This window comes from Paenibacillus sp. H1-7 (genome assembly GCF_022354825.1).
Lineage (GTDB): Bacteria > Bacillota > Bacilli > Paenibacillales > NBRC-103111 > Paenibacillus_S.
Map to the genome: position 1 here is coordinate 470800 of NZ_CP031168.1, position 19201 is coordinate 490000.

Consider the following 19201-nt stretch of genomic DNA (forward strand, 5'->3'; position numbering starts at 1 on the left):
AGGGATAACGTGTGGGTCAGAAAGTAAACCCGGTAGGACTTAGAATTGGTATTATCCGCGATTGGGAATCCAAGTGGTACGCTGGTAAAGATTTCGGCGATTTGCTGCTTGAGGACGTGAAAATCCGCGAATACCTTAAAGAAAAGCTGAAGGAATCGGCTGTTTCCCATATTGATATTGAGCGTGCTGCTAACCGTGTTAATGTTACTATTCATACGGCGAAGCCTGGTATGGTTATCGGTAAGGGTGGTTCGGAAGTGGAAGTTATTCGTAACTACATTTCCAAACTGACTAACGGCAAAAAGATTCACATCAACATCTCTGAAATCAAAAACCCTGAACTGGATGCAATCCTTGTTGCTGAAAGTATCGCTCAACAATTGGAGCGTCGCGTTTCTTTCCGTCGTGCGATGAAACAAGCGATCCAAAGATCGATGAGAGCCGGAGCTAAAGGGATCAAGACATCAGTAAGCGGTCGTTTGGGTGGAGCGGAAATCGCCAGAACGGAAGGATACAGCGAGGGTACAGTACCTCTTCATACGTTGCGTGCGGATATCGACTATGGTACAGCAGAAGCTCACACCACTTACGGTCGTATCGGCGTAAAAGTATGGATCTATCGTGGCGAAGTTCTTCCAACGGCTAAGAAAAAGGCTGTAACGGAAGGAGGCAACTAATCATGTTAGTTCCTAAACGTGTAAAACACCGTAAAGAGCATCGCGGTAACATGCGCGGACGTGCTAAAGGCGGTACAGAAGTACATTTCGGCGAATATGGTTTGCAAGCTATGGAGCCTGCTTGGGTGACTAACCGTCAAATCGAAGCTGCCCGTATTGCAATGACTCGTTATATCAAACGGGGCGGTAAAGTTTGGATCAAAATTTTCCCTGCGAAGCCAATTACGCAAAAACCTCTTGAAGTCCGGATGGGTAGCGGTAAAGGTAACGTAGAAAAATGGGTTGCTGTTGTTAAGCCAGGTAAAATCATGTTTGAACTTGCCGGCGTAAGTGAAGAGATTGCTCGCGAAGCAATGCGTCTTGCTTCTCACAAGCTGCCGATCAAAACGAAGTTTGTTAAAAGAGAAGATGTAGGTGGTGAAGCAAATGAAAGCTAGTGAATTTCGCAACTTAACCACTGCTGAGATTGAACAAAAGGTTGCCGGATTTAAGGAACAACTCTTTAACCTCCGTTTTCAACTGGCTACCGGTCAACTGGATAACCCAGTTCAGATTCGAGAAGTCCGCAAAGAGATTGCTCGTGCAAAGACTGTTTTGCGTGAAAGAGAACTGGGTATCATTAGTTAATGAACGAGAGAGGAGGATCTCCCATGAGTGAACGTAACGAACGTAAAACTCAAGTTGGTAAAGTCGTGAGCAACAAAATGGACAAAACCATCGTTGTTGCTGTTGAGACTTACAAAAAGCATAACCTTTACCACAAGAGAATTAAATATACGAAGAAATTCAAAGCTCATGATGAAAACAATGAAGCTCAAATCGGTGACGTTGTAAGAGTCATGGAAACTCGTCCGATCTCCAAAGACAAGCGTTGGAGACTGGTTGAAGTAGTAGAAAAAGCGGTTATCGTTTAAGATATGCACAATGCATCAATTCCGGAAGGAGGGTTTAAACAATGATTCAACCTCTATCTCGCTTAAATGTGGCTGACAACTCTGGTGCAAAACAGCTTATGTGTATCCGTGTGTTGGGTGGTACAGGTCGTCGTGTGGGACATATCGGTGATTTGATCATCTGCTCCGTGAAAGAAGCAACACCAGGTGGCGTTGTCAAAAAAGGTGATGTAGTTAAAGCAGTTATCGTTCGTACAAAGAGCGGTGCTCGTCGTAAAGACGGTTCTTACATCAGCTTTGACGAAAATGCAGCTGTTATCGTAAAAGATGACAAGAGTCCTCGCGGAACTCGTATCTTTGGACCAGTTGCTCGTGAGCTTCGTGACAGAGATTTCATGAAAATCGTATCTCTTGCACCGGAAGTTATCTAATCAGTAACCGTGTTCGGTTAAATAAAGCAGTGCTTACGATGTGGGTTTTCTAACGAAAACTCTTAGGAGGTGGAATTTCGATGCCAAACAAAGGTAAGAAGTTAGAGTCTTACAATAACAAGTTGAACGTGAAAAAAGACGATACCGTGTTCGTGATTACTGGTAAAGACAAAGGTAAAAAAGGTCGCGTAATCGCAGCATACCCTCGTGAGAACCGCGTTTTGGTTGAAGGTGTGAACTTGATCAAGAAGCACACGAAACCATCGCAAGCTAATCCACAAGGCGGTATCATCACTCAAGAAGCACCAATTCACGTTTCTAACGTGATGCTGGTTGATCCTAAGAGCGGCCAACCTACGCGTGTAGGTTACAAAGTATTGGACAACGGCAAAAAAGTGCGTATTGCTAAAAAATCCGGTGAAGTCATCGATTAATCGTATAAGTTAGGAAAGGAGGTACATGAAACATGACAGCAAGATTAAAAGATCGTTTTCTGAACGAAGTTACACCTTCGTTGATGCAAAAGTTCAGCTACTCCACTGTTATGCAAGTTCCTAAAATTGAGAAAGTCGTTATCAACATGGGTGTTGGTGAGGCGGTTTCCAATTCCAAAGTGCTTGACGTTGCAGTTCAAGATCTTCAGCTGATCGCTGGTCAAAAGCCAGTAGTAACTAAAGCAAAAAAATCGATCGCAGGTTTCAAACTGCGTGAAAATATGCCAATCGGTGTGAAAGTAACATTGCGCGGCGAGCGTATGTATCATTTCTTGGACAAATTGTTCAATGTGGCACTTCCTCGGGTTCGTGACTTCCGTGGTGTTTCCAACAAAGCATTCGACGGACGCGGTAACTACACGTTGGGTCTTAAAGAACAATTGATTTTCCCTGAAGTCGAGTACGATAAAGTGGACAAAGTTCGGGGTATGGATATCGTTATCGTAACGACAGCTAATACTGACGAAGAGTCCCGTGAATTATTAACCCAATTAGGAATGCCGTTTACGAAGTAATCGAAACGGTACAAAGCGGAGGTGTAAAAGTAAGTGGCAAAAACTTCGATGAAAGTTAAGCAGCAGCGCCCTCCTAAGTTTAAGGTACAGGCGTATACACGCTGCGAACGCTGTGGTCGTCCGCATTCCGTTCTACGGAAATTCAAAATTTGCAGAATTTGTTTCCGTGAATTAGCATACAAAGGCCAGATCCCTGGCGTTAAAAAGGCAAGCTGGTAATTACCCTAGTTTCGGGAAGGAGGTTCACAATATGGTGATGTCAGATCCAATTGCAGATATGCTTACTCGTATTCGCAATGCAAACGTAGTGCGTCATGAAACAGTTGAAATCCCTGCTTCGACGATCAAGAGAGAAATCGCTGAGATCTTGAAGAAGGAAGGCTTTATCCGTGACGCTGAATATATCGAGGATAACAAGCAAGGGATTATCCGTCTTTTCTTGAAATACGGCCCTAACAACGAGCGCGTTATCTCCGGATTGAAAAGAATCAGCAAACCTGGCTTGCGCGTTTACACTCAAAGCCAAGAGGTTCCTCGCGTTCTGGGTGGATTGGGAATTGCAATCATTTCCACATCCAAAGGCGTTATGACCGACAAAGAAGCTCGTCAATCCAAAGCAGGCGGAGAAGTTATCTGCTACGTGTGGTAATACAGAATTCAAATGAACGGAGGTGCAAACCATGTCCCGTATTGGTCGCAAACCAATTACAATTCCAGGTGGAGTTAATGTAACTTTGGACAATACCCTGATTACGGTAAAAGGTCCTAAAGGAACGTTGAGCCGCGAATTACACAGAGATATGAAGGTAGTTGTTACAGAAAGTGAAATTTCTGTCGAGCGTCCTTCTGATAATAAATTACATCGTTCCCTTCACGGTACGACAAGAAGTGTTGTTGCCAACATGGTTAATGGCGTAACGGAAGGCTTCGTAAAATCCCTTGAGCTGGTTGGTGTAGGTTACCGTGCCAACAAAACTGGTAACAAGCTGGTTTTGAACGTAGGTTACTCTCATCCGGTAGAAATCGAGCCTGAGAACGGCATCGAATTCGAAGTTCCTTCGAACACTAAGATCATCGTTAAAGGTATCGATAAAGAGTTGGTCGGAGCTACAGCAGCGAAAGTTCGTTCCGTACGTGAACCAGAGCCTTATAAAGGTAAAGGTATTAAGTATGAAGGCGAGCGCATCCTTCGCAAAGAAGGTAAAGCTGGTAAGAAGAAATAAGATCGCGTAATGCGGTAACCTCTCATTCAAGCTGAAAGGAGTGAACCAAGAATGATTACTAAAGGCGATAAAAATAAAGCCCGTTTGAAAAGACACCTTCGTGTTCGTAAGAAAATTCAAGGTACGACTGAGCGTCCACGCTTGAATATCTTCCGTTCCTCCAAACACATGTACGCTCAATTGATCGACGATGTGAAAGGTGTAACGATCGCTTCCGCTTCGACTCAAGATAAAGAGTTGAAAGACAGCATCGGTAACGGCGGTAACGTTGAAGCAGCTCGCAAGGTCGGAGCATTGATTGCAGAGCGCGCTAAAAATAACGGTGTTGTGCAAGTAGTATTTGACCGCGGCGGATACCTGTACCATGGTCGTGTGCAAGCTTTGGCTGATGCAGCTCGTGAAGCTGGTCTTGAATTCTAATAAAACCATTTAATAAGGAGGTAAAGTCACTTGCGTATTGATCCCAATACTTTAGAGTTAACTGAAAAAGTTGTTAACATTAATCGCGTAGCTAAAGTAGTAAAAGGCGGACGTCGCTTCAGCTTCAGCGCATTGGTCGTTGTAGGCGACGGCAAAGGCTGGGTAGGCGCAGGAATCGGTAAAGCTGGTGAAGTACCTGATGCGATTCGCAAAGGTATCGAAGATGCCAAGAAAAACCTGATTCATGTACCTATCGTTGGAACTACAATCCCTCACTTGGTAATCGGTAAATTCGGAGCAGGCAGCGTTCTTCTGAAGCCAGCTTCCAAAGGTACCGGAGTTATCGCAGGCGGACCTGTTCGCGCCGTGCTGGAACTTGCAGGTGTAGGCGACATCTTGACAAAATCCCTAGGTTCTTCTAACTCCATCAACATGGTTAATGCTACATTGGAAGGATTGCAGCGTCTGAAGCGTGCTGAAGAAGTTGCAAAACTGCGTGGCAAAACCGTTGAAGAACTGTTAGGTTAGGAGGGAAACCAATGGCTAAGCAATTGCAAATCACCCTCAAACGCAGCCTGATCGGTCGTCCGGAAGTACAACGTCGTACAGTTACTTCCCTTGGACTCCGTAAGCTGCATCAATCGGTTACACATAACGACAATGCGGCTATCCGCGGCATGGTCAACCAAGTAAGTCATTTGATCGAAGTTAAAGAAATCGAAGCATAATAGCGCACAACAAAATGTATTAGAGGAGGTGCAAACGATGAAGTTGCATGAACTTGCATCTGCTGAAGGATCCCGTAAGGCTCGTAAACGTGTAGGCCGCGGTATCGGAAGCGGAATGGGTAAAACAGCTACTCGCGGTCATAAAGGGCAAAACGCTCGTTCCGGCGGTGGTGTTCGTCCAGGTTTTGAAGGAGGTCAAAATCCTCTATATCGTCGCTTGCCTAAGCGTGGTTTCACTAACCGTTTCCGTAAGGAATTCGCGATTGTGAATCTGACCGAGCTTAACAAGTTTGCTGCTGGAACTGAAGTTACTCCAGAATTGCTGCTTGAGTCCGGTGTTGTGAAAAGTGCAAGAGACGGAATCAAAATCTTGGGTAATGGCGAGATTACGGTACAGCTTAACGTAAAAGCTAATAAGTTCTCTCAATCTGCGGTAGAGAAAATTCAGGCTGCCGGCGGTAAAACCGAGGTGATTTAATGTTTCGTACCATTTCCAATATTTTTAAAGTGGACGATTTAAGACGTAGGATTATATTTACCTTGCTGGTATTGATCGTCTACCGAATTGGTGCTTTTATACCGGTACCTAACATTAACACGGACATTTTGAAAATGCAGGATCGGGCTAATTCTAGTGATGTGTTTGGCTTGCTGAACACCTTCTCCGGCGGCGCTTTGTTCCAGTTCTCCATCTTTGCGATGGGAATCATGCCTTACATTACGTCCTCGATCATAGTTCAGCTGTTGTCGATGGATGTAATCCCAAGGTTTGCACAATGGGCTAAAGAAGGCGAAGTCGGAAGAAAGAAGCTTGCTCAAATTACCCGTTACGGAACAATCGTGTTGGGTCTTATCCAGGCGTTTGGCTTAGCTATCGGTTTTAACCGGATCTATGCCGGCTTGGTTGTAAATCCAACAGTCACAACGTATATATTGATTGCTATTGTTCTTACCGCGGGAACCGCATTTTTGATGTGGTTAGGGGAACAAATCACTGAGAATGGAATTGGCAATGGTATTTCCATGATCATCTTTGCGGGGATCGTGGCTGCTATCCCTACGGGAATTTCGCAAATCGTGAAGTCCGAGTTTACGGATGCAGGCGACGCATTGTTCTTGAACGTCATCAAGATGGTCATTATCGCAATCGTCGTTATCGCTTTGATTGCTGGGGTTATCTTCGTGCAGCAGGGCGTTCGTAAAATTCCGGTTCAGTATGCGAAACGGGTAGTCGGCCGCAAGATGTATGGTGGACAATCGACGCATATCCCTTTGAAGGTTAATGCAGCAGGCGTAATTCCAGTTATCTTTGCACTTTCGCTTCTTGTATTCCCTCCTACGCTTGCGAGCTTCTGGAGAGGTAATCCGGTAGCGGACTGGATTATTACGAACCTGAACTATACTCATCCAATAGGGATGGTTTTGTATGTTCTGCTGATTATTGGGTTTACGTTCTTCTACACGTTTGTTCAGATTAACCCTGAGCAAATGGCGGATCAAATGAAGAAAAACGGAGGCTATATCCCGGGTATCCGCCCAGGTAAAACCACTTCCGTTTACTTGACAAGAGTGATGACTCGCATTACCTTGTCGGGCGCTTTGTTCTTGTCCGCGATCTCCATCCTGCCTATGCTCCTTGGAAGCTTAGCAGGCTTGCCTAGTTCGGTAAGCATCGGCGGTACTTCCTTGCTGATCGTTATCGGTGTAGGTTTGGAGACGATGAAGCAGATCGAAAGCCAATTGATCAAGCGTCACTACAAAGGCTTCATTAATAAATAGCAAATAGGTTCTGGTAGTTATTTATTGGCTATCGGCACCTATTGTGCTGTTAGCATCATTTGATGCGATGGGGAGGAAGTCATTATGAACGTGATCTTTATGGGACCTCCTGGTGCAGGTAAAGGTACGCAGGCGGAAGGAATCGTTAATGAGTTTCAAATCCCGCATATTTCAACCGGTGATGCATTCCGTTTGGCTATGAAACAGGAAACGGCACTTGGATTGGAAGCAAAAAAATATGTGGACCAGGGCTTGCTCGTACCTGACGAAATCACTATCGGTATCGTCAAGGAGCGCTTGCAGCAGCCGGATTGTGAGAAAGGCTTTTTGCTTGACGGATTTCCAAGAACGATCTCTCAAGCGGAAGCGCTGGACGACATAATGGCATCCTTGGGAAGAAGCATAGACCATGTAATCAATTTGAAAGTAGATCGCAATCTGCTTTTGGCTCGTTTGACTGGTCGAAGAATCTGTAAGTCTTGTGGAGCTACGTACCACATCTTGTTTAACCCTCCTGCACGTGAAAATGTGTGTGATAAATGTTCCGGCGAATTGTATCAAAGATCGGACGATACCGAAGAAAAAGTCGGTACCCGTCTTGACGAATACACGAACAAGACAGCACCTCTTTTGTCGTATTACCGTAACAAAGGAAATTTGCGTGAGGTTAACGGTGAGCAAGAAATAAGTGCGGTTACTACACAAATCAGTTCACTATTGCGAGGGCAAGCGGAATGATCATTTGTAAGTCTGCAGCTGAATTGGAGTTAATGAGAGAAGCCGGCCGCATTGTAGCCGATACGCATCGCTTGTTGCAGAAATCCGTTCAGCCCGATATTACAACTAAAGAGCTGGATCAAATCGCAGAAGAATATATTCGCAGTCAGGGCGCAACCCCATCTTTTAAAGGCTATAACGGTTTTTCTGGCAGCATCTGTGCTTCAGTCAATGATGAATTGGTACACGGCATACCCAGTGGGCGTAAGCTAAAAGATGGCGACATCATCAGTATCGATATCGGTGCAAACTATAAAGGATACCATGGTGACTCCGCTTGGACGTATGGCGTAGGGAATATCTCGGACACAGCGCGCAAGCTGCTGGAAGTGACGGAACGTTCTCTATATGCGGGTCTTGCGGAAGCCAAACCGGATGCGCGATTGTACACTATCTCCCACGCGATTCAAAAATGCGTCGAGGATGAAGGTTTTTCCATTGTTCGAGAGTATGTAGGGCATGGTGTAGGGACAGAGCTTCATGAAGAACCTCAAATTCCGAATTACGGCATCCCAGGTCGAGGTCCTCGCCTGAAGCCGGGAATGGTATTAGCAATTGAGCCAATGGTCAACGTCGGTGAACGGTATGTTAAGACCCTCGAAGACAATTGGACGGTTGTTACAGTGGATGGCACACTGTGCGCGCATTTTGAGCATACCATCGCTATCACTCCAGACGGTTACGAAATATTGACGCAGTCTCGGACGTAGGTGATAGATTGGATTCGGCTAACATTCCACAGCTCGGACAAATTGTTAGGATCGTTCGCGGAAAGGACTCCGGGAAGTACGCCGTAATAATCAACGTCGAAGACCAACGATTCGTCTGGATTGCCGACGGCGACAAACGGAAGTTCGATCAACCTAAAAAGAAAAACTTGAATCATCTCGAGTTATTGCAAGCGATCAGCAGCGAAGTAGTGGACAGCTTGAAGGAAAGCGGTCGTGTGACGAACGGGAAATTACGTTTTGCACTGAATAAGTATGTGGAACCAATGAAATCAGAAGCGCAAGAGAAAGGAGAATGACTGTGGCCAAAGAAGATGTAATTGAAGTTGAAGGTACAGTGATTGAACCTCTTCCTAATGCAATGTTTAAGGTGGAACTCGAGAACGGTCATAAAATTCTTGCTCATGTTTCCGGTAAAATCAGAATGCATTTTATCCGGATCCTGCCTGGAGATAAAGTGACAGTGGAACTTTCCCCTTATGACTTGACCAGAGGCCGTATAACCTATCGTTTTAAATAGATGTCAGTTGTAGTTTGGTTTGCTAGCGTAAGCTCAGTCATGCTTTCGAAGCAAGTTTTTCTCGCGAAAAACATAAGCCTACTCTTACGAAGTTAGCTTGCTAGCGCAAGCTCTTAGGAGGTAATAACAATGAAGGTAAGACCATCGGTCAAACCTATTTGCGAAAAATGCAAAGTCATTCGCCGCAAAGGTAATGTAATGGTAATTTGCGAAAACCCTAAGCATAAACAAAAACAAGGTTAAGGAGGTGCTCCTATAAATGGCACGTATTGCTGGTGTAGACTTGCCGCGTGACAAACGCGTAGTGATCGCTTTGACATACATTTTCGGTATCGGCAGAACGACTTCGGAGACAATTTTGGCCAACACTGGTGTTAGCCCTTCGACTCGCGTTCGTGACTTGACTGAAGATGAAGTAAGCAAACTTCGTGACGCGATCGACAAAACCGTTAAGGTGGAAGGCGACCTTCGTCGTGAAATCGCACTGAACATCAAACGTTTGATCGAAATCGGATGCTACCGTGGTGTTCGTCATCGTCGCGGCTTGCCTGTTCGTGGTCAACGTACTAAAACTAACGCTCGTACGCGTAAAGGTCCTCGTCGTACTGTAGCTAACAAGAAGAAATAGTAAAGGAGGTTAACAAATAAATGGCTAAACCTAAAAAAGTTGTTCGTACAAAACGCCGTGATCGGAAAAATATCGACTCCGGAGTGGCTCATATCCGCTCTACGTTTAACAATACGATTGTAACTATTACGGATCCGCACGGGAACGCAATTTCCTGGGCAAGTGCCGGTAACCTGGGCTTCAAAGGTTCCCGTAAAAGCACACCGTTTGCTGCGCAAATGGCTGCAGAATCTGCTGCCAAAGCAGCTATGGAACATGGCATGAAAGCCGTTGAAGTTATGGTTAAAGGTCCTGGCGCTGGTCGTGAAGCAGCAATCCGTTCACTTCAAGCAGCTGGTTTGGAAGTTAACCTGATTAAAGACGTGACTCCAATTCCACATAACGGTTGCCGTCCTCCAAAACGTCGTCGTGTCTAATTCAGGATTGCAAAAGAGTGGTATAAATATCCAAAAGTTGTGAATACTGTTTGGATAGGCATACTGCACGTTCTATGCGTCTTAAGTTATCCAGAGGGAAACGACGTTTTGAAGGAGGGTTATAAATGATCGAAATCGAAAAGCCGAAAATAGAAACCGTATCATTGAGTGAGGATGGCACTTACGGCAAGTTTGTTGTAGAGCCTCTTGAGAGAGGCTATGGAACGACACTGGGGAATTCGCTTCGCAGAATCTTGCTGTCCTCGCTACCGGGGGCAGCAGTAACCTCTGTCCAAATTGACGGAGTGCTGCATGAGTTCTCCACCGTTCCAGGTGTCATGGAAGATGTTACGGAGATTATCCTTAACCTCAAAGGGCTATCGTTAAAGATTCATTCCGACGAAGAGAAAGTGTTGGAAATTGATGCTGAAGGTGAAGGACCAGTCGTTGCCGGCGATATTCGTGGTGACAGTGATGTGGAGATTCTTAACCCGGATCTGCATATCGCTACACTATCCTCCGATGCACGTCTTCATATGCGCATTCATGCGAATCGGGGACGCGGATATGTTCAAGCGGACAAGAACAAGAAGGAAGATCAGCCAATCGGCGTCATCCCTATTGATTCGATCTACACTCCGATTACCCGCGTCAACTACAGCGTAGAAAACACTCGCGTCGGCCAAGTTACCAACTACGACAAACTAACCCTCGAAGTCTGGACCGATGGAAGTATTCGACCTGAAGAAGCCGTTAGCTTGGGCGCTAAAATCTTGACTGAGCATCTGATGCTGTTTGTCGGTCTTACCGATGAAGCTAAGGATGCCGAGATCATGGTGGAAAAAGAAGAGGACAAGAAAGAGAAAGTGTTGGAAATGACGATCGAAGAACTCGATCTTTCTGTTCGTTCTTACAACTGCCTGAAGCGTGCGGGTATTAATACGGTACAAGAATTGATTACGAAAACGGAAGAAGACATGATGAAGGTTCGTAATCTTGGACGCAAATCCTTGGAAGAAGTTCAAGAGAAGCTCGAAGAGCTTGGACTTGGCCTCAGAATGGAAGACTAAGCGTCAGGTAATCATTAAGCAGAAGGAGGTTGCACATAAATGGCATACCAAAAGTTAGGTCGTGATTCCAGCGCACGTAAAGCATTGTTCCGTGACCTGGTAACTGACTTGTTCATACACGAGCGCATCCAAACTACGGAAGCGAAAGCTAAAGAATTGCGCTCTATTGCAGAAAAACTAATCACGTTGGCAAAACGCGGAGATCTTCATGCTCGCCGTCAAGTTGCTTCCTTTGTACGTCGTGAAGCAGTTAACGAGAATCAAGATGCGATCCAAAAGCTATTTGCTGAATTGGCTCCACGCTATGCTGAGCGTCAAGGCGGATACACCAGAATCTTGAAGCTGGGTCCTCGCCGCGGCGATGCAGCGCCAATGGTATATTTAGAATTAGTAGATCGTGCATAAAAGGGTGGGAAAGGGTGGACGGGATCTCATGATTCTGATGAAACCCTTTTTTTTGTAGCTTAAGCTCGAACGGATAATGGAGGACGGCCGTGAGAAATATATGCATGACCGTCAGTTATGACGGGACAGCTTACAACGGATTTCAAACGCAGCCTAGCAAGAACACGGTTCAGGATGTATTGGAGCAAGCCGTGTTCTCCCTGACGGGGGAACGGGTGAAGCTTACATCGTCGGGCCGGACGGATGCGGGAGTACATGCCCGCGGCCAAGTGATCAACTTTTATACGGAATCGCAAATTCCGGTAAACCGTTGGTGCATGGCGCTCAATACAAGGCTGCCGGAGGATATCGTCGTGAGCGGTGCGAGGGAAGTGGATCTTGCGTTTCACTCGACAAGATCGGCTGTTCGGAAAACGTACCGCTATACAATCCGTTGTGGACGCCATCCCGACCTGTTTAAGCGGCATATGGAGTTTTTCCATCCTACGTCCTTAAACACGGAAGCGATGCGTGAGGGGCTGCAGTGGCTTGAGGGGACGCATGACTTTACGTCCTTCTGCTCGGTCCGATCCACGAAGTTATCGCACGTCAGAACGATATATGAAGCCAGGCTGGAGTGCGAGCCGGTGGATCCGGTGCTGCAATCGTTTGCTATTCATATTTATTTGACCGGTAACGGGTTTTTATACAACATGGTGAGAATCGTTGCAGGTACCTTGATCCAGGTGGGAGAAGGGAAACGTACGAGTGAATCGATGCGGGACATCCTGGCTGCTCAGAGCCGTGCTAAAGCAGGGCCTACGGCTGTGCCACACGGACTGATGATGTGGGAAGTTTTGTACGATGAATAATCAATCAAGACTTGATTTCCTGTCAGATTTATAGTAAAATATCACTTGGCGTTTCTTGATCGGCTAACCCACGGCCCCGGGTCAAGAGAAGGCTGCTGATTTACCCAACATGACAAATTAAACGTTTGATACAGATAGATTTGGTGATGGAATGACCTTTTGTCTTCACAATCATCACATGACTGTGTCATTTCATCAAAGCGTAAGCACCGAAGCGAACAATGTTTAGGAGGAACTATTCATGCGTACCACATATATGGCTAAGCCTAATGAAGTAGAGCGCAAATGGTACATTATTGACGCGACAGACAAAACTCTGGGTCGTCTTGCAAGCGAAGCTGCTAGCATCATCCGCGGCAAGCACAAGCCTCAATTCACGCCTCACGTGGATACTGGTGATTTTGTAATCGTCATTAATGCAGAGAAAATCAGATTGACCGGTAAGAAATTGCAAAACAAAATGTACTATCGTCACTCTTTGTACTCCGGCGGTTTGAAAGTAACTTCCGCTCAAGATTTGTTGAACACAAAACCGGAGCGTGTGCTTGAATTCGCAATTCACGGCATGCTTCCAAAAAATCGTCTTGGCGACAGCATGAAGACGAAACTGAAAGTATATGCTGGTTCTGAGCATCCGCATCAAGCACAACAACCTGAAGTTTGGGAACTTCGCGGTTAAGATAAAGGGAGGACTGTTTTGTGGCACAAGTTCAATATTATGGAACAGGTCGTCGTAAGCATTCGGTAGCACGTGTACGTCTCGTACCAGGCGAAGGCCGAATCATTATCAATAAACGTAACTTGGATGAGTACTTTGGTCTTGAAACATTGAAATTGATCGTGAAACAACCGCTGAACCTGACCGAAACATTGGGCAAATACGATGTATTGGTTATCGCTAACGGCGGTGGTATTTCCGGACAAGCAGGAGCAATCCGTCACGGTATCTCCCGCGCTTTGTTGAAGGCAGATCCAGAATTCCGCGGTTCTTTGAAAAAAGCCGGATTCTTGACTCGTGACCCTCGTATGAAAGAGCGTAAGAAATACGGCTTGAAAGCCGCTCGTCGTGCGCCTCAGTTCTCCAAGCGTTAATTTTCTTTATACGAAATATACAAAGACCTTTTCACTATTACGGTGGAAAGGTTTTTTTGTTTTTTTATTTCACCAAGTTCTGGGCACCTCATACTATAAAGAATGGCCCAAGTAAATTTTAAATTGACAAAAAGTAGGGTTGAGATATAATTATATATACAACAAAACATAGTAATATACTCGGGATTATAAGATGGGAGGAACAGTAATGAATTTATTTGAAAAAGAGAAGCTCATACAAGAAGCAGCAGAGCAGTTTGAAACACAAAGTCCGGAAGCTCTGATTGCCTGGGCGGTTGAGAAGTTTCCGAACATTACTTTAGCCTGTAGTTTCGGGGCAGAGGACGTCGTATTGGTCGATATGCTCCAGAAGGTAAGCCCCAAAACCGACATATTTTACTTAGATACGAACGTACACTTTAAAGAGACCTATGAAACTCGGGATAGATTACAGCAGCACTACGGTGTTGAATTCGTTCAAGTGCTCCCTAAACTGACATTAAGCGAGCAAGCGGAGCAGTATGGTGATGAGCTGTGGAAAGGCAATCCTACGCAATGCTGCAATATCCGTAAAGTAGACCCGCTGACCGATATCCTCAAAAATTACGCTGCCTGGATCACGGGAATTCGCCGCGATCAAGCTCCTACACGGGCGAATGCCAGAAAAGTCGAGTATGACACAAAGTTCGGTTTGGTAAAATTCAATCCTTTGGCTTCCTGGACCTCGGAAGATGTCTGGAATTATATCCGCACGAATAATATTATATATAACCCATTGCACGATCGAAATTACCCAAGTATCGGTTGCGAGCATTGTACACGTCAGGTAGCAGTAGGAGAAGATCCTCGTGCTGGACGCTGGTCCGGCTTCGAGAAGACGGAATGCGGTCTCCACAAATAATATTGAGGAGGTAATGCAGCAATGGCAGAAACGATTCAACCACACGGTGGTGTCTTAATCAATCGAGTTGTTGATGGTGCAGAGAGAGAACGTTTGTTGGAGCTGGCAAAAGGTTTGGTTCCTTTAAAGGTTAATTCCTGGACGATATCTGATCTTGATCTGATTGGCGTAGGAGCGTTTTCTCCATTGACCGGATTTCTTGGCAAGGAAGATTATGAATCGGTTGTCGAGCGGATGCGCTTGGCGGACGGAACGGTATGGAGCATACCGGTGACTTTGGCTGTAGAGGAAAGCGTAGCGGAGGGCCTCAAGCTTGGTGAGCAAGCTGCGCTGATCGGCGAGCAGGACGGCATTGTTTACGGCATTTTGGATGTTCAAAGCGTCTATACCGCGGACCAAAGGCATGAGGCTCTCAAAGTATTTAAAACCGATGACGAAGCCCATCCAGGCGTGCAGAAGCTGTTCTCACGCCCTTCTGTTTATGTGGGCGGACCGATTCAAGTATTGAACCGTTCGAAGCCGGAGAAGTTCCAGCAATATTACTTCGATCCGTCGGAAACTAGGCGGTTGTTCGTTGAGAAAGGCTGGAAAAGCGTCGTAGGATTTCAGACGAGGAACCCTGTTCACCGCGCACATGAGTATATCCAGAAGAGTGCAATGGAGATTGTCGATGCGTTGTTTTTGAACCCACTCGTGGGGGAAACCAAATCCGACGATATCTCCGCCGACGTTCGGATGCGCAGCTACCTTGTATTGCTTGAGAACTACTATCCGAGGAATCGCACGTTCCTTGGCGTATTCCCGGCCGCTATGCGCTATGCAGGGCCTCGAGAAGCCATTTTCCATGCTATGGTACGTAAAAATTACGGCTGCACCCACTTCATCGTCGGCCGAGACCATGCTGGTGTCGGCGACTATTACGGAACGTATGAAGCACAAGAAATTTTCAGAAACTTTACCAGCGAAGAGCTGGGGATTACCCCGTTATTTTTCGAGCACAGCTTCTTTTGCACCAAATGCGGCAATATGGCATCCAGCAAAACGTGCCCGCACGACAAGGCGGAGCATCTCCATTTGTCAGGAACGAAGGTTCGCGCGCTGCTGCGAGGCGGCCAATGCCCTCCTCCGCAATTTACCCGTCCTGAGGTTGCGGAAGTGCTGATCGAAGGTATGAGAGAACAGTTCGAGCCTACGAATTCGTAGCATATTTGTCCACCCTGTCCCATAAGATGTTACAGAGTCTATGGGATGTGAGGTGGATTTTTCATGTTTAAAAGGAGGAAAAGGGTCGTAGTCTGGCTCACGATGCACAGCAGCTTGAAGTTAGTCATGTCCGCTATGCTTGTTGTTCTCATGCTGTTTCTATTTACGTATGAGCTGCCCGCAACCAAGACGTGGACGTATTGGACGATGCCGCTGTCAGGCAAGACGATCGCGCTGGATGCGGGTCACGGCGGTCCGGATGGAGGGGCGGAGAACAAGGATGGACTTATTGAGAAGGACATTAACCTGGCGATTACGATGCATCTGAGAGACTATTTGCAGGAAGCCGGGGCGATTGTCGTTATGACCAGAGAAAGCGACCAGGATTTGGCCGAGCCGTCGACCAAAGGGTACAGCAAGAGGAAGACGGAGGACTTAATAAACCGGGCGCAATTTATATCCAAGCAAAATGCCGATTTATTTGTCAGCGTTCATTTAAATAGCATTCCTTCCGCCAAATGGTCCGGTGCGCAAACATTTTATTACCCGAATCATAAGGATAGCGGAATGTTAGCGGCATTAATTCAAGATGAAATCAAGCAAAATCTGAAAAATACGGACAGGGTCGCCAAGCCGCTGGAGGGCAACTATTTGCTCAAAACGGTTAAAGTCCCTAGCTCTCTGGTCGAAGTTGGATTCCTCTCCAATCCAGCCGAAGCGAATTTGCTGAAAAATCCGTCCTACCAGAAAAAAGTCGCTGCCTCCATCTACCAGGGCATCTTAAGATACTACGCCGGTGAAAAAGTGGGTTACTAACAAAATTATGATATAATAAGGGAAGTACCATACTTATCATCGGCTGAGGTGAAATTCGTTGCTTACTAAAGAACAACTATTAAATACAGTACAGCATCTTCATGATCCGGAATTCCAGCTCGGACTGACTGAGCTTCAGTTGATCCGGGATGTTGTTATTAAAGAAGGACGCGTTTCGGCAACCGTCTTGTTATCTAATGAAGATGAGACTTATAAGGAGCAGCTGCAGGAGCAAATTTCCGTTGCCTTCCGGAACGCCGGTGCGGGCGAGGTTCATTTGCGGTTTCGTCCCATGACCGAGTATGACCGCAATGAAGCGGCGCGCAAGCTGCAGGAGCATACGGTACAAGCCAACACCGAAACGGCCGCTGTACGCGATATACTGGCTCCTGAGGCCGGCGTACACTTTATTGCCATTGCGAGCGGCAAGGGTGGTGTAGGCAAGTCCACCGTAACCGTAAACCTGGCTGTCGCACTTGCAAGGCTTGGCAAAAAAGTCGGCCTTATCGATGCCGATATTTATGGCTTCAGCGTACCGGATATGATGGGAATCGAAGACAAACCGGAGCTTGTAGGCAATCGTATCGTACCGATCGAGCGTTTCGGCGTAAAGGTGATTTCGATGGGCTTCTTCGTCGAAGAGAATACTCCGGTAATTTGGCGCGGCCCAATGCTCGGCAAAATGCTGCGCAACTTCTTCCAGGAAGTCAACTGGGGCGATGTCGAGTACGTATTGCTTGATTTGCCGCCAGGTACGGGAGACGTTGCCCTGGATGTTCATCAGATGATTCCGCAAAGCAAGGAAATTATCGTCACGACGCCTCATGCTACAGCGGCTTTCGTTGCCGCCAGGGCTGGAGCTATGGCTAAGCACACCAATCACGAAATCATCGGTATCGTTGAGAATATGTCCTACTATCAGTGCGGCAAATGCGGAGAAAAGGATTATGTGTTCGGCAGGGGCGGGGGAGCCAAGCTTGCGGAAGAGCTGCATACCGATCTGCTGATACAAGTGCCTCTTGGCGCTCCGGATAATCATGTTGCTGAACCTGACTATTCTCCGTCGGTGTACAAACAGGATTCCGAAACAGGTAAGCTTTATGTGGATCTAGCACGCAAAGTGATCAATAAAGCGGAGTAAGCGCAAGAAGCTGCCTAAGCTGTTAACCAACAGTTCAGGGCAGCTCCTTTTTGTCTTCGTTCTACTATTACTGCTGACTTTTCTCTTTTTGATCCGATTGGTCCTGCTTCTTCTGTTCTTGCCCGCCTCCGCCACCACCGCCGCCGGCTTGTTTCCCTTGGCCCTGTTCTTTCGGCATGGATTCCTCTTCGAGCACTTTTTTCATCAAATTCATCAGCTCAAGGCGAAATAAAGGACTTTGCAGCGATTCCTGCATGACGGTCTTCATTTGCGAACGATACTGAGGGCCTTTCATCGTATCCATCAGCATTTTTTCAAAATCCGGATTTTTCATTGCATCCATCAGCGTTTTTTGGTACTCCGGGTCTTTCATCAGCTCTTTTTGCAGCTGCTTCGTATCTTTTTGAATCGCTTTGGCAAATTGTCCTGCAAATTTGGGGTCGGTTATGACATTTTGCAAAAACTTGTTGTTCGACGTATCCGTCAAAACATCCTTTACCGCCAATTGAATTTGCTGACCGTCTCCCGCCGCCAAGAGCTTCATTTGGCCTTCGGATTGAGCGAGCGTATTTGTCCTCTCAATGGCCGTCTGAATGGCTTTCCTGCCGTCTTCCGTCTTCAAAATATCCAGCACCATCGTCTTTGTATCTTTATAACTGCCGCCATGTGATTGCGAAGCTTGCTTATCCGAGCCGCAGGAAGCCAGAATCATAAGAACAAGAAGGAGGGAAACATATTGCCACCATCGCTTCATCATTGCTTAGAGCTCCTTTCCTAACAAGAATATGGCCTTAGTATTTGCTGCGATACGAACTTTCACTCCGCCGGTTTATTGGCTTTTTTTTGTGAACGTTGGTACAATTAACTTTTGAAGAGATGAAGCTTTGGGGGTCGACAATGTGACGTTAAGAAAGTGGTTCTATTTATTTTGGACAACTTTGCTGATCGGTGCCGTCAGCGCCTTGATCACAGGAGTTATTTTACAAGCTAACGATCAGCAGTTCAGTTTTCTGGGGGGCAACGAGATCGGCTACAATATTTTGACAATGCTTCTTGGTGGAGCAACAATCAGTGTATTAAGCCAAATGGGTTTTTTTGCGTATTTGATTGTCCGATTCATTATGATGGGGATCATAAGAAAAAAATGGGTTTGGGATACAGTGCAGATTATATTGGTTATCGTAGCTATTATAGACCTTGTTATCCTGCGTCATAATCCTGGAGATAGCTGGCTGTCCTATTCTCTCTTACCCTTTTTTATGCTGCTAGCTGGCTTGGCGATATCGGCTTGGAAAGTAAAGCTCACCAACCGCAACGGATTTATTCCGACCTTGTTCTTCATGACCGTTGTAACGGCTGTAGAAGCCATCCCGGCCATTCGTCTGAATACCGCGGCATCCACTATTTTTATGATGGTTCCTTTGATTGCGAGCAATGCATGGCAAATTTTAATTTTATCCAAAGTACTGAAAACAGACAAAGAGCCGCTATAA

Annotated in this window: 33 protein-coding genes; 32 read left to right on the top strand and 1 reads right to left on the bottom strand. The window is 46.2% G+C overall.

Annotation, left to right across the window (positions count from 1 at the left end):
- Nucleotides 1–11 precede the first annotated feature (11 nt).
- From rpsC to DVH26_RS02390, 31 genes are all read left to right on the top strand, one after another.
- Entirely contained in the window at nt 12–677 is a 666-nt protein-coding gene (gene rpsC, locus DVH26_RS02240; RefSeq protein WP_239630958.1) for a 30S ribosomal protein S3, read from the top strand.
- Between the two features lie 2 nt (nt 678–679).
- Entirely contained in the window at nt 680–1114 is a 435-nt protein-coding gene (gene rplP / locus DVH26_RS02245) for a 50S ribosomal protein L16 (protein ID WP_028552009.1), read from the top strand.
- A complete protein-coding gene (rpmC, locus tag DVH26_RS02250) occupies nt 1104–1304 on the top strand; it encodes a 50S ribosomal protein L29 (RefSeq protein WP_239630959.1) in 201 nt (66 codons plus the stop codon). Before rplP ends, rpmC begins: the two co-directional genes overlap by 11 nt.
- A 23-nt stretch (nt 1305–1327) precedes the next feature.
- The gene (gene rpsQ / locus DVH26_RS02255; protein WP_239630960.1) at nt 1328–1591 is read left to right on the top strand and encodes a 30S ribosomal protein S17; all 264 of its coding nucleotides are present in this window, start codon (nt 1328–1330) and stop codon (nt 1589–1591) included.
- A 41-nt stretch (nt 1592–1632) separates the two neighbouring features.
- Nucleotides 1633–2001 (top strand): 50S ribosomal protein L14, encoded by a 369-nt coding sequence (gene rplN, locus DVH26_RS02260; RefSeq protein ID WP_239630961.1) that lies wholly within the window; start codon nt 1633–1635, stop codon nt 1999–2001.
- An 80-nt stretch (nt 2002–2081) separates the two neighbouring features.
- Entirely contained in the window at nt 2082–2435 is a 354-nt protein-coding gene (gene rplX / locus DVH26_RS02265; RefSeq protein ID WP_239630962.1) for a 50S ribosomal protein L24, read from the top strand.
- A gap of 32 nt (nt 2436–2467) precedes the next feature.
- Nucleotides 2468–3010 (top strand): 50S ribosomal protein L5, encoded by a 543-nt coding sequence (gene rplE, locus DVH26_RS02270; protein ID WP_239630963.1) that lies wholly within the window; start codon nt 2468–2470, stop codon nt 3008–3010.
- Between the two features lie 33 nt (nt 3011–3043).
- Nucleotides 3044–3229: a type Z 30S ribosomal protein S14 gene (locus DVH26_RS02275; RefSeq protein WP_026326663.1), complete on the top strand. Its 186-nt coding sequence runs from the start codon at nt 3044–3046 to the stop codon at nt 3227–3229.
- Between the two features lie 31 nt (nt 3230–3260).
- Complete coding sequence (gene rpsH / locus DVH26_RS02280) at nt 3261–3659, top strand: 30S ribosomal protein S8 (RefSeq protein WP_239630964.1); 399 nt, start codon at nt 3261–3263, stop codon at nt 3657–3659.
- 31 nt (nt 3660–3690) lie between these two features.
- Nucleotides 3691–4233 (top strand): 50S ribosomal protein L6, encoded by a 543-nt coding sequence (gene rplF / locus DVH26_RS02285; protein WP_239630965.1) that lies wholly within the window; start codon nt 3691–3693, stop codon nt 4231–4233.
- A 51-nt stretch (nt 4234–4284) separates the two neighbouring features.
- A complete protein-coding gene (gene rplR, locus DVH26_RS02290) occupies nt 4285–4653 on the top strand; it encodes a 50S ribosomal protein L18 (RefSeq protein WP_239630966.1) in 369 nt (122 codons plus the stop codon).
- A 30-nt stretch (nt 4654–4683) separates the two neighbouring features.
- Entirely contained in the window at nt 4684–5181 is a 498-nt protein-coding gene (gene rpsE, locus DVH26_RS02295) for a 30S ribosomal protein S5 (protein WP_028552000.1), read from the top strand.
- An 11-nt stretch (nt 5182–5192) separates the two neighbouring features.
- Entirely contained in the window at nt 5193–5381 is a 189-nt protein-coding gene (gene rpmD / locus DVH26_RS02300; protein WP_239630967.1) for a 50S ribosomal protein L30, read from the top strand.
- Nucleotides 5382–5418: 37 nt separating this feature from the next.
- Nucleotides 5419–5859, top strand: coding sequence for a 50S ribosomal protein L15 (gene rplO / locus DVH26_RS02305; protein WP_239630968.1), 441 nt, complete (start codon nt 5419–5421; stop codon nt 5857–5859).
- Nucleotides 5859–7160 carry a preprotein translocase subunit SecY gene (gene secY / locus DVH26_RS02310; RefSeq protein ID WP_239630969.1) on the top strand — a complete coding sequence of 434 codons (1302 nt, stop codon included), beginning with the start codon at nt 5859–5861 and terminating at the stop codon, nt 7158–7160. The genes rplO and secY overlap by 1 nt, the downstream gene beginning before the upstream one ends.
- Nucleotides 7161–7244: 84 nt before the next feature.
- Entirely contained in the window at nt 7245–7898 is a 654-nt protein-coding gene (locus DVH26_RS02315; RefSeq protein ID WP_239630970.1) for an adenylate kinase, read from the top strand.
- A complete protein-coding gene (gene map, locus DVH26_RS02320; RefSeq protein ID WP_239630971.1) occupies nt 7895–8647 on the top strand; it encodes a type I methionyl aminopeptidase in 753 nt (250 codons plus the stop codon). Before DVH26_RS02315 ends, map begins: the two co-directional genes overlap by 4 nt.
- An 8-nt stretch (nt 8648–8655) precedes the next feature.
- Nucleotides 8656–8964 carry a KOW domain-containing RNA-binding protein gene (locus tag DVH26_RS02325; RefSeq protein WP_239630972.1) on the top strand — a complete coding sequence of 103 codons (309 nt, stop codon included), beginning with the start codon at nt 8656–8658 and terminating at the stop codon, nt 8962–8964.
- Between the two features lie 2 nt (nt 8965–8966).
- Nucleotides 8967–9185: a translation initiation factor IF-1 gene (gene infA, locus DVH26_RS02330; protein WP_009676800.1), complete on the top strand. Its 219-nt coding sequence runs from the start codon at nt 8967–8969 to the stop codon at nt 9183–9185.
- A 129-nt stretch (nt 9186–9314) separates the two neighbouring features.
- Entirely contained in the window at nt 9315–9428 is a 114-nt protein-coding gene (gene rpmJ, locus DVH26_RS02335; RefSeq protein WP_003333770.1) for a 50S ribosomal protein L36, read from the top strand.
- A gap of 16 nt (nt 9429–9444) precedes the next feature.
- Entirely contained in the window at nt 9445–9813 is a 369-nt protein-coding gene (rpsM, locus tag DVH26_RS02340) for a 30S ribosomal protein S13 (RefSeq protein WP_239630973.1), read from the top strand.
- A gap of 20 nt (nt 9814–9833) precedes the next feature.
- Nucleotides 9834–10229, top strand: coding sequence for a 30S ribosomal protein S11 (gene rpsK / locus DVH26_RS02345; protein WP_013921137.1), 396 nt, complete (start codon nt 9834–9836; stop codon nt 10227–10229).
- Nucleotides 10230–10354: 125 nt separating this feature from the next.
- Nucleotides 10355–11299: a DNA-directed RNA polymerase subunit alpha gene (locus tag DVH26_RS02350; RefSeq protein ID WP_239630974.1), complete on the top strand. Its 945-nt coding sequence runs from the start codon at nt 10355–10357 to the stop codon at nt 11297–11299.
- A 39-nt stretch (nt 11300–11338) separates the two neighbouring features.
- On the top strand, nt 11339–11704 hold the full coding sequence (gene rplQ, locus DVH26_RS02355; protein WP_239630975.1) for a 50S ribosomal protein L17: 366 nt from the start codon (nt 11339–11341) through the stop codon (nt 11702–11704).
- Between the two features lie 89 nt (nt 11705–11793).
- A complete protein-coding gene (truA, locus tag DVH26_RS02360; protein WP_239630976.1) occupies nt 11794–12555 on the top strand; it encodes a tRNA pseudouridine(38-40) synthase TruA in 762 nt (253 codons plus the stop codon).
- 241 nt (nt 12556–12796) lie between these two features.
- On the top strand, nt 12797–13234 hold the full coding sequence (gene rplM / locus DVH26_RS02365; RefSeq protein ID WP_094018024.1) for a 50S ribosomal protein L13: 438 nt from the start codon (nt 12797–12799) through the stop codon (nt 13232–13234).
- Between the two features lie 20 nt (nt 13235–13254).
- Nucleotides 13255–13647, top strand: a complete 393-nt coding sequence (rpsI, locus tag DVH26_RS02370; RefSeq protein ID WP_094018023.1) for a 30S ribosomal protein S9 — start codon at nt 13255–13257, stop codon at nt 13645–13647.
- A gap of 208 nt (nt 13648–13855) precedes the next feature.
- Nucleotides 13856–14548, top strand: coding sequence for a phosphoadenylyl-sulfate reductase (locus DVH26_RS02375; protein ID WP_239630977.1), 693 nt, complete (start codon nt 13856–13858; stop codon nt 14546–14548).
- Between the two features lie 21 nt (nt 14549–14569).
- A complete protein-coding gene (gene sat, locus DVH26_RS02380) occupies nt 14570–15751 on the top strand; it encodes a sulfate adenylyltransferase (RefSeq protein ID WP_239630978.1) in 1182 nt (393 codons plus the stop codon).
- 63 nt (nt 15752–15814) lie between these two features.
- Nucleotides 15815–16567 (top strand): N-acetylmuramoyl-L-alanine amidase CwlD, encoded by a 753-nt coding sequence (gene cwlD / locus DVH26_RS02385; protein WP_239630979.1) that lies wholly within the window; start codon nt 15815–15817, stop codon nt 16565–16567.
- A 58-nt stretch (nt 16568–16625) separates the two neighbouring features.
- Nucleotides 16626–17708 carry a P-loop NTPase gene (locus DVH26_RS02390; protein ID WP_239630980.1) on the top strand — a complete coding sequence of 361 codons (1083 nt, stop codon included), beginning with the start codon at nt 16626–16628 and terminating at the stop codon, nt 17706–17708.
- 67 nt (nt 17709–17775) lie between these two features.
- Here the strand turns inward: DVH26_RS02390 and gerD are convergent, their stop codons facing one another.
- Nucleotides 17776–18465, bottom strand: a complete 690-nt coding sequence (gene gerD / locus DVH26_RS02395; protein ID WP_239630981.1) for a spore germination lipoprotein GerD — start codon at nt 18463–18465, stop codon at nt 17776–17778.
- Between the two features lie 142 nt (nt 18466–18607).
- Between gerD and DVH26_RS02400 the strand changes: the two genes are divergently transcribed.
- Entirely contained in the window at nt 18608–19201 is a 594-nt protein-coding gene (locus DVH26_RS02400) for a KinB-signaling pathway activation protein (protein WP_239630982.1), read from the top strand.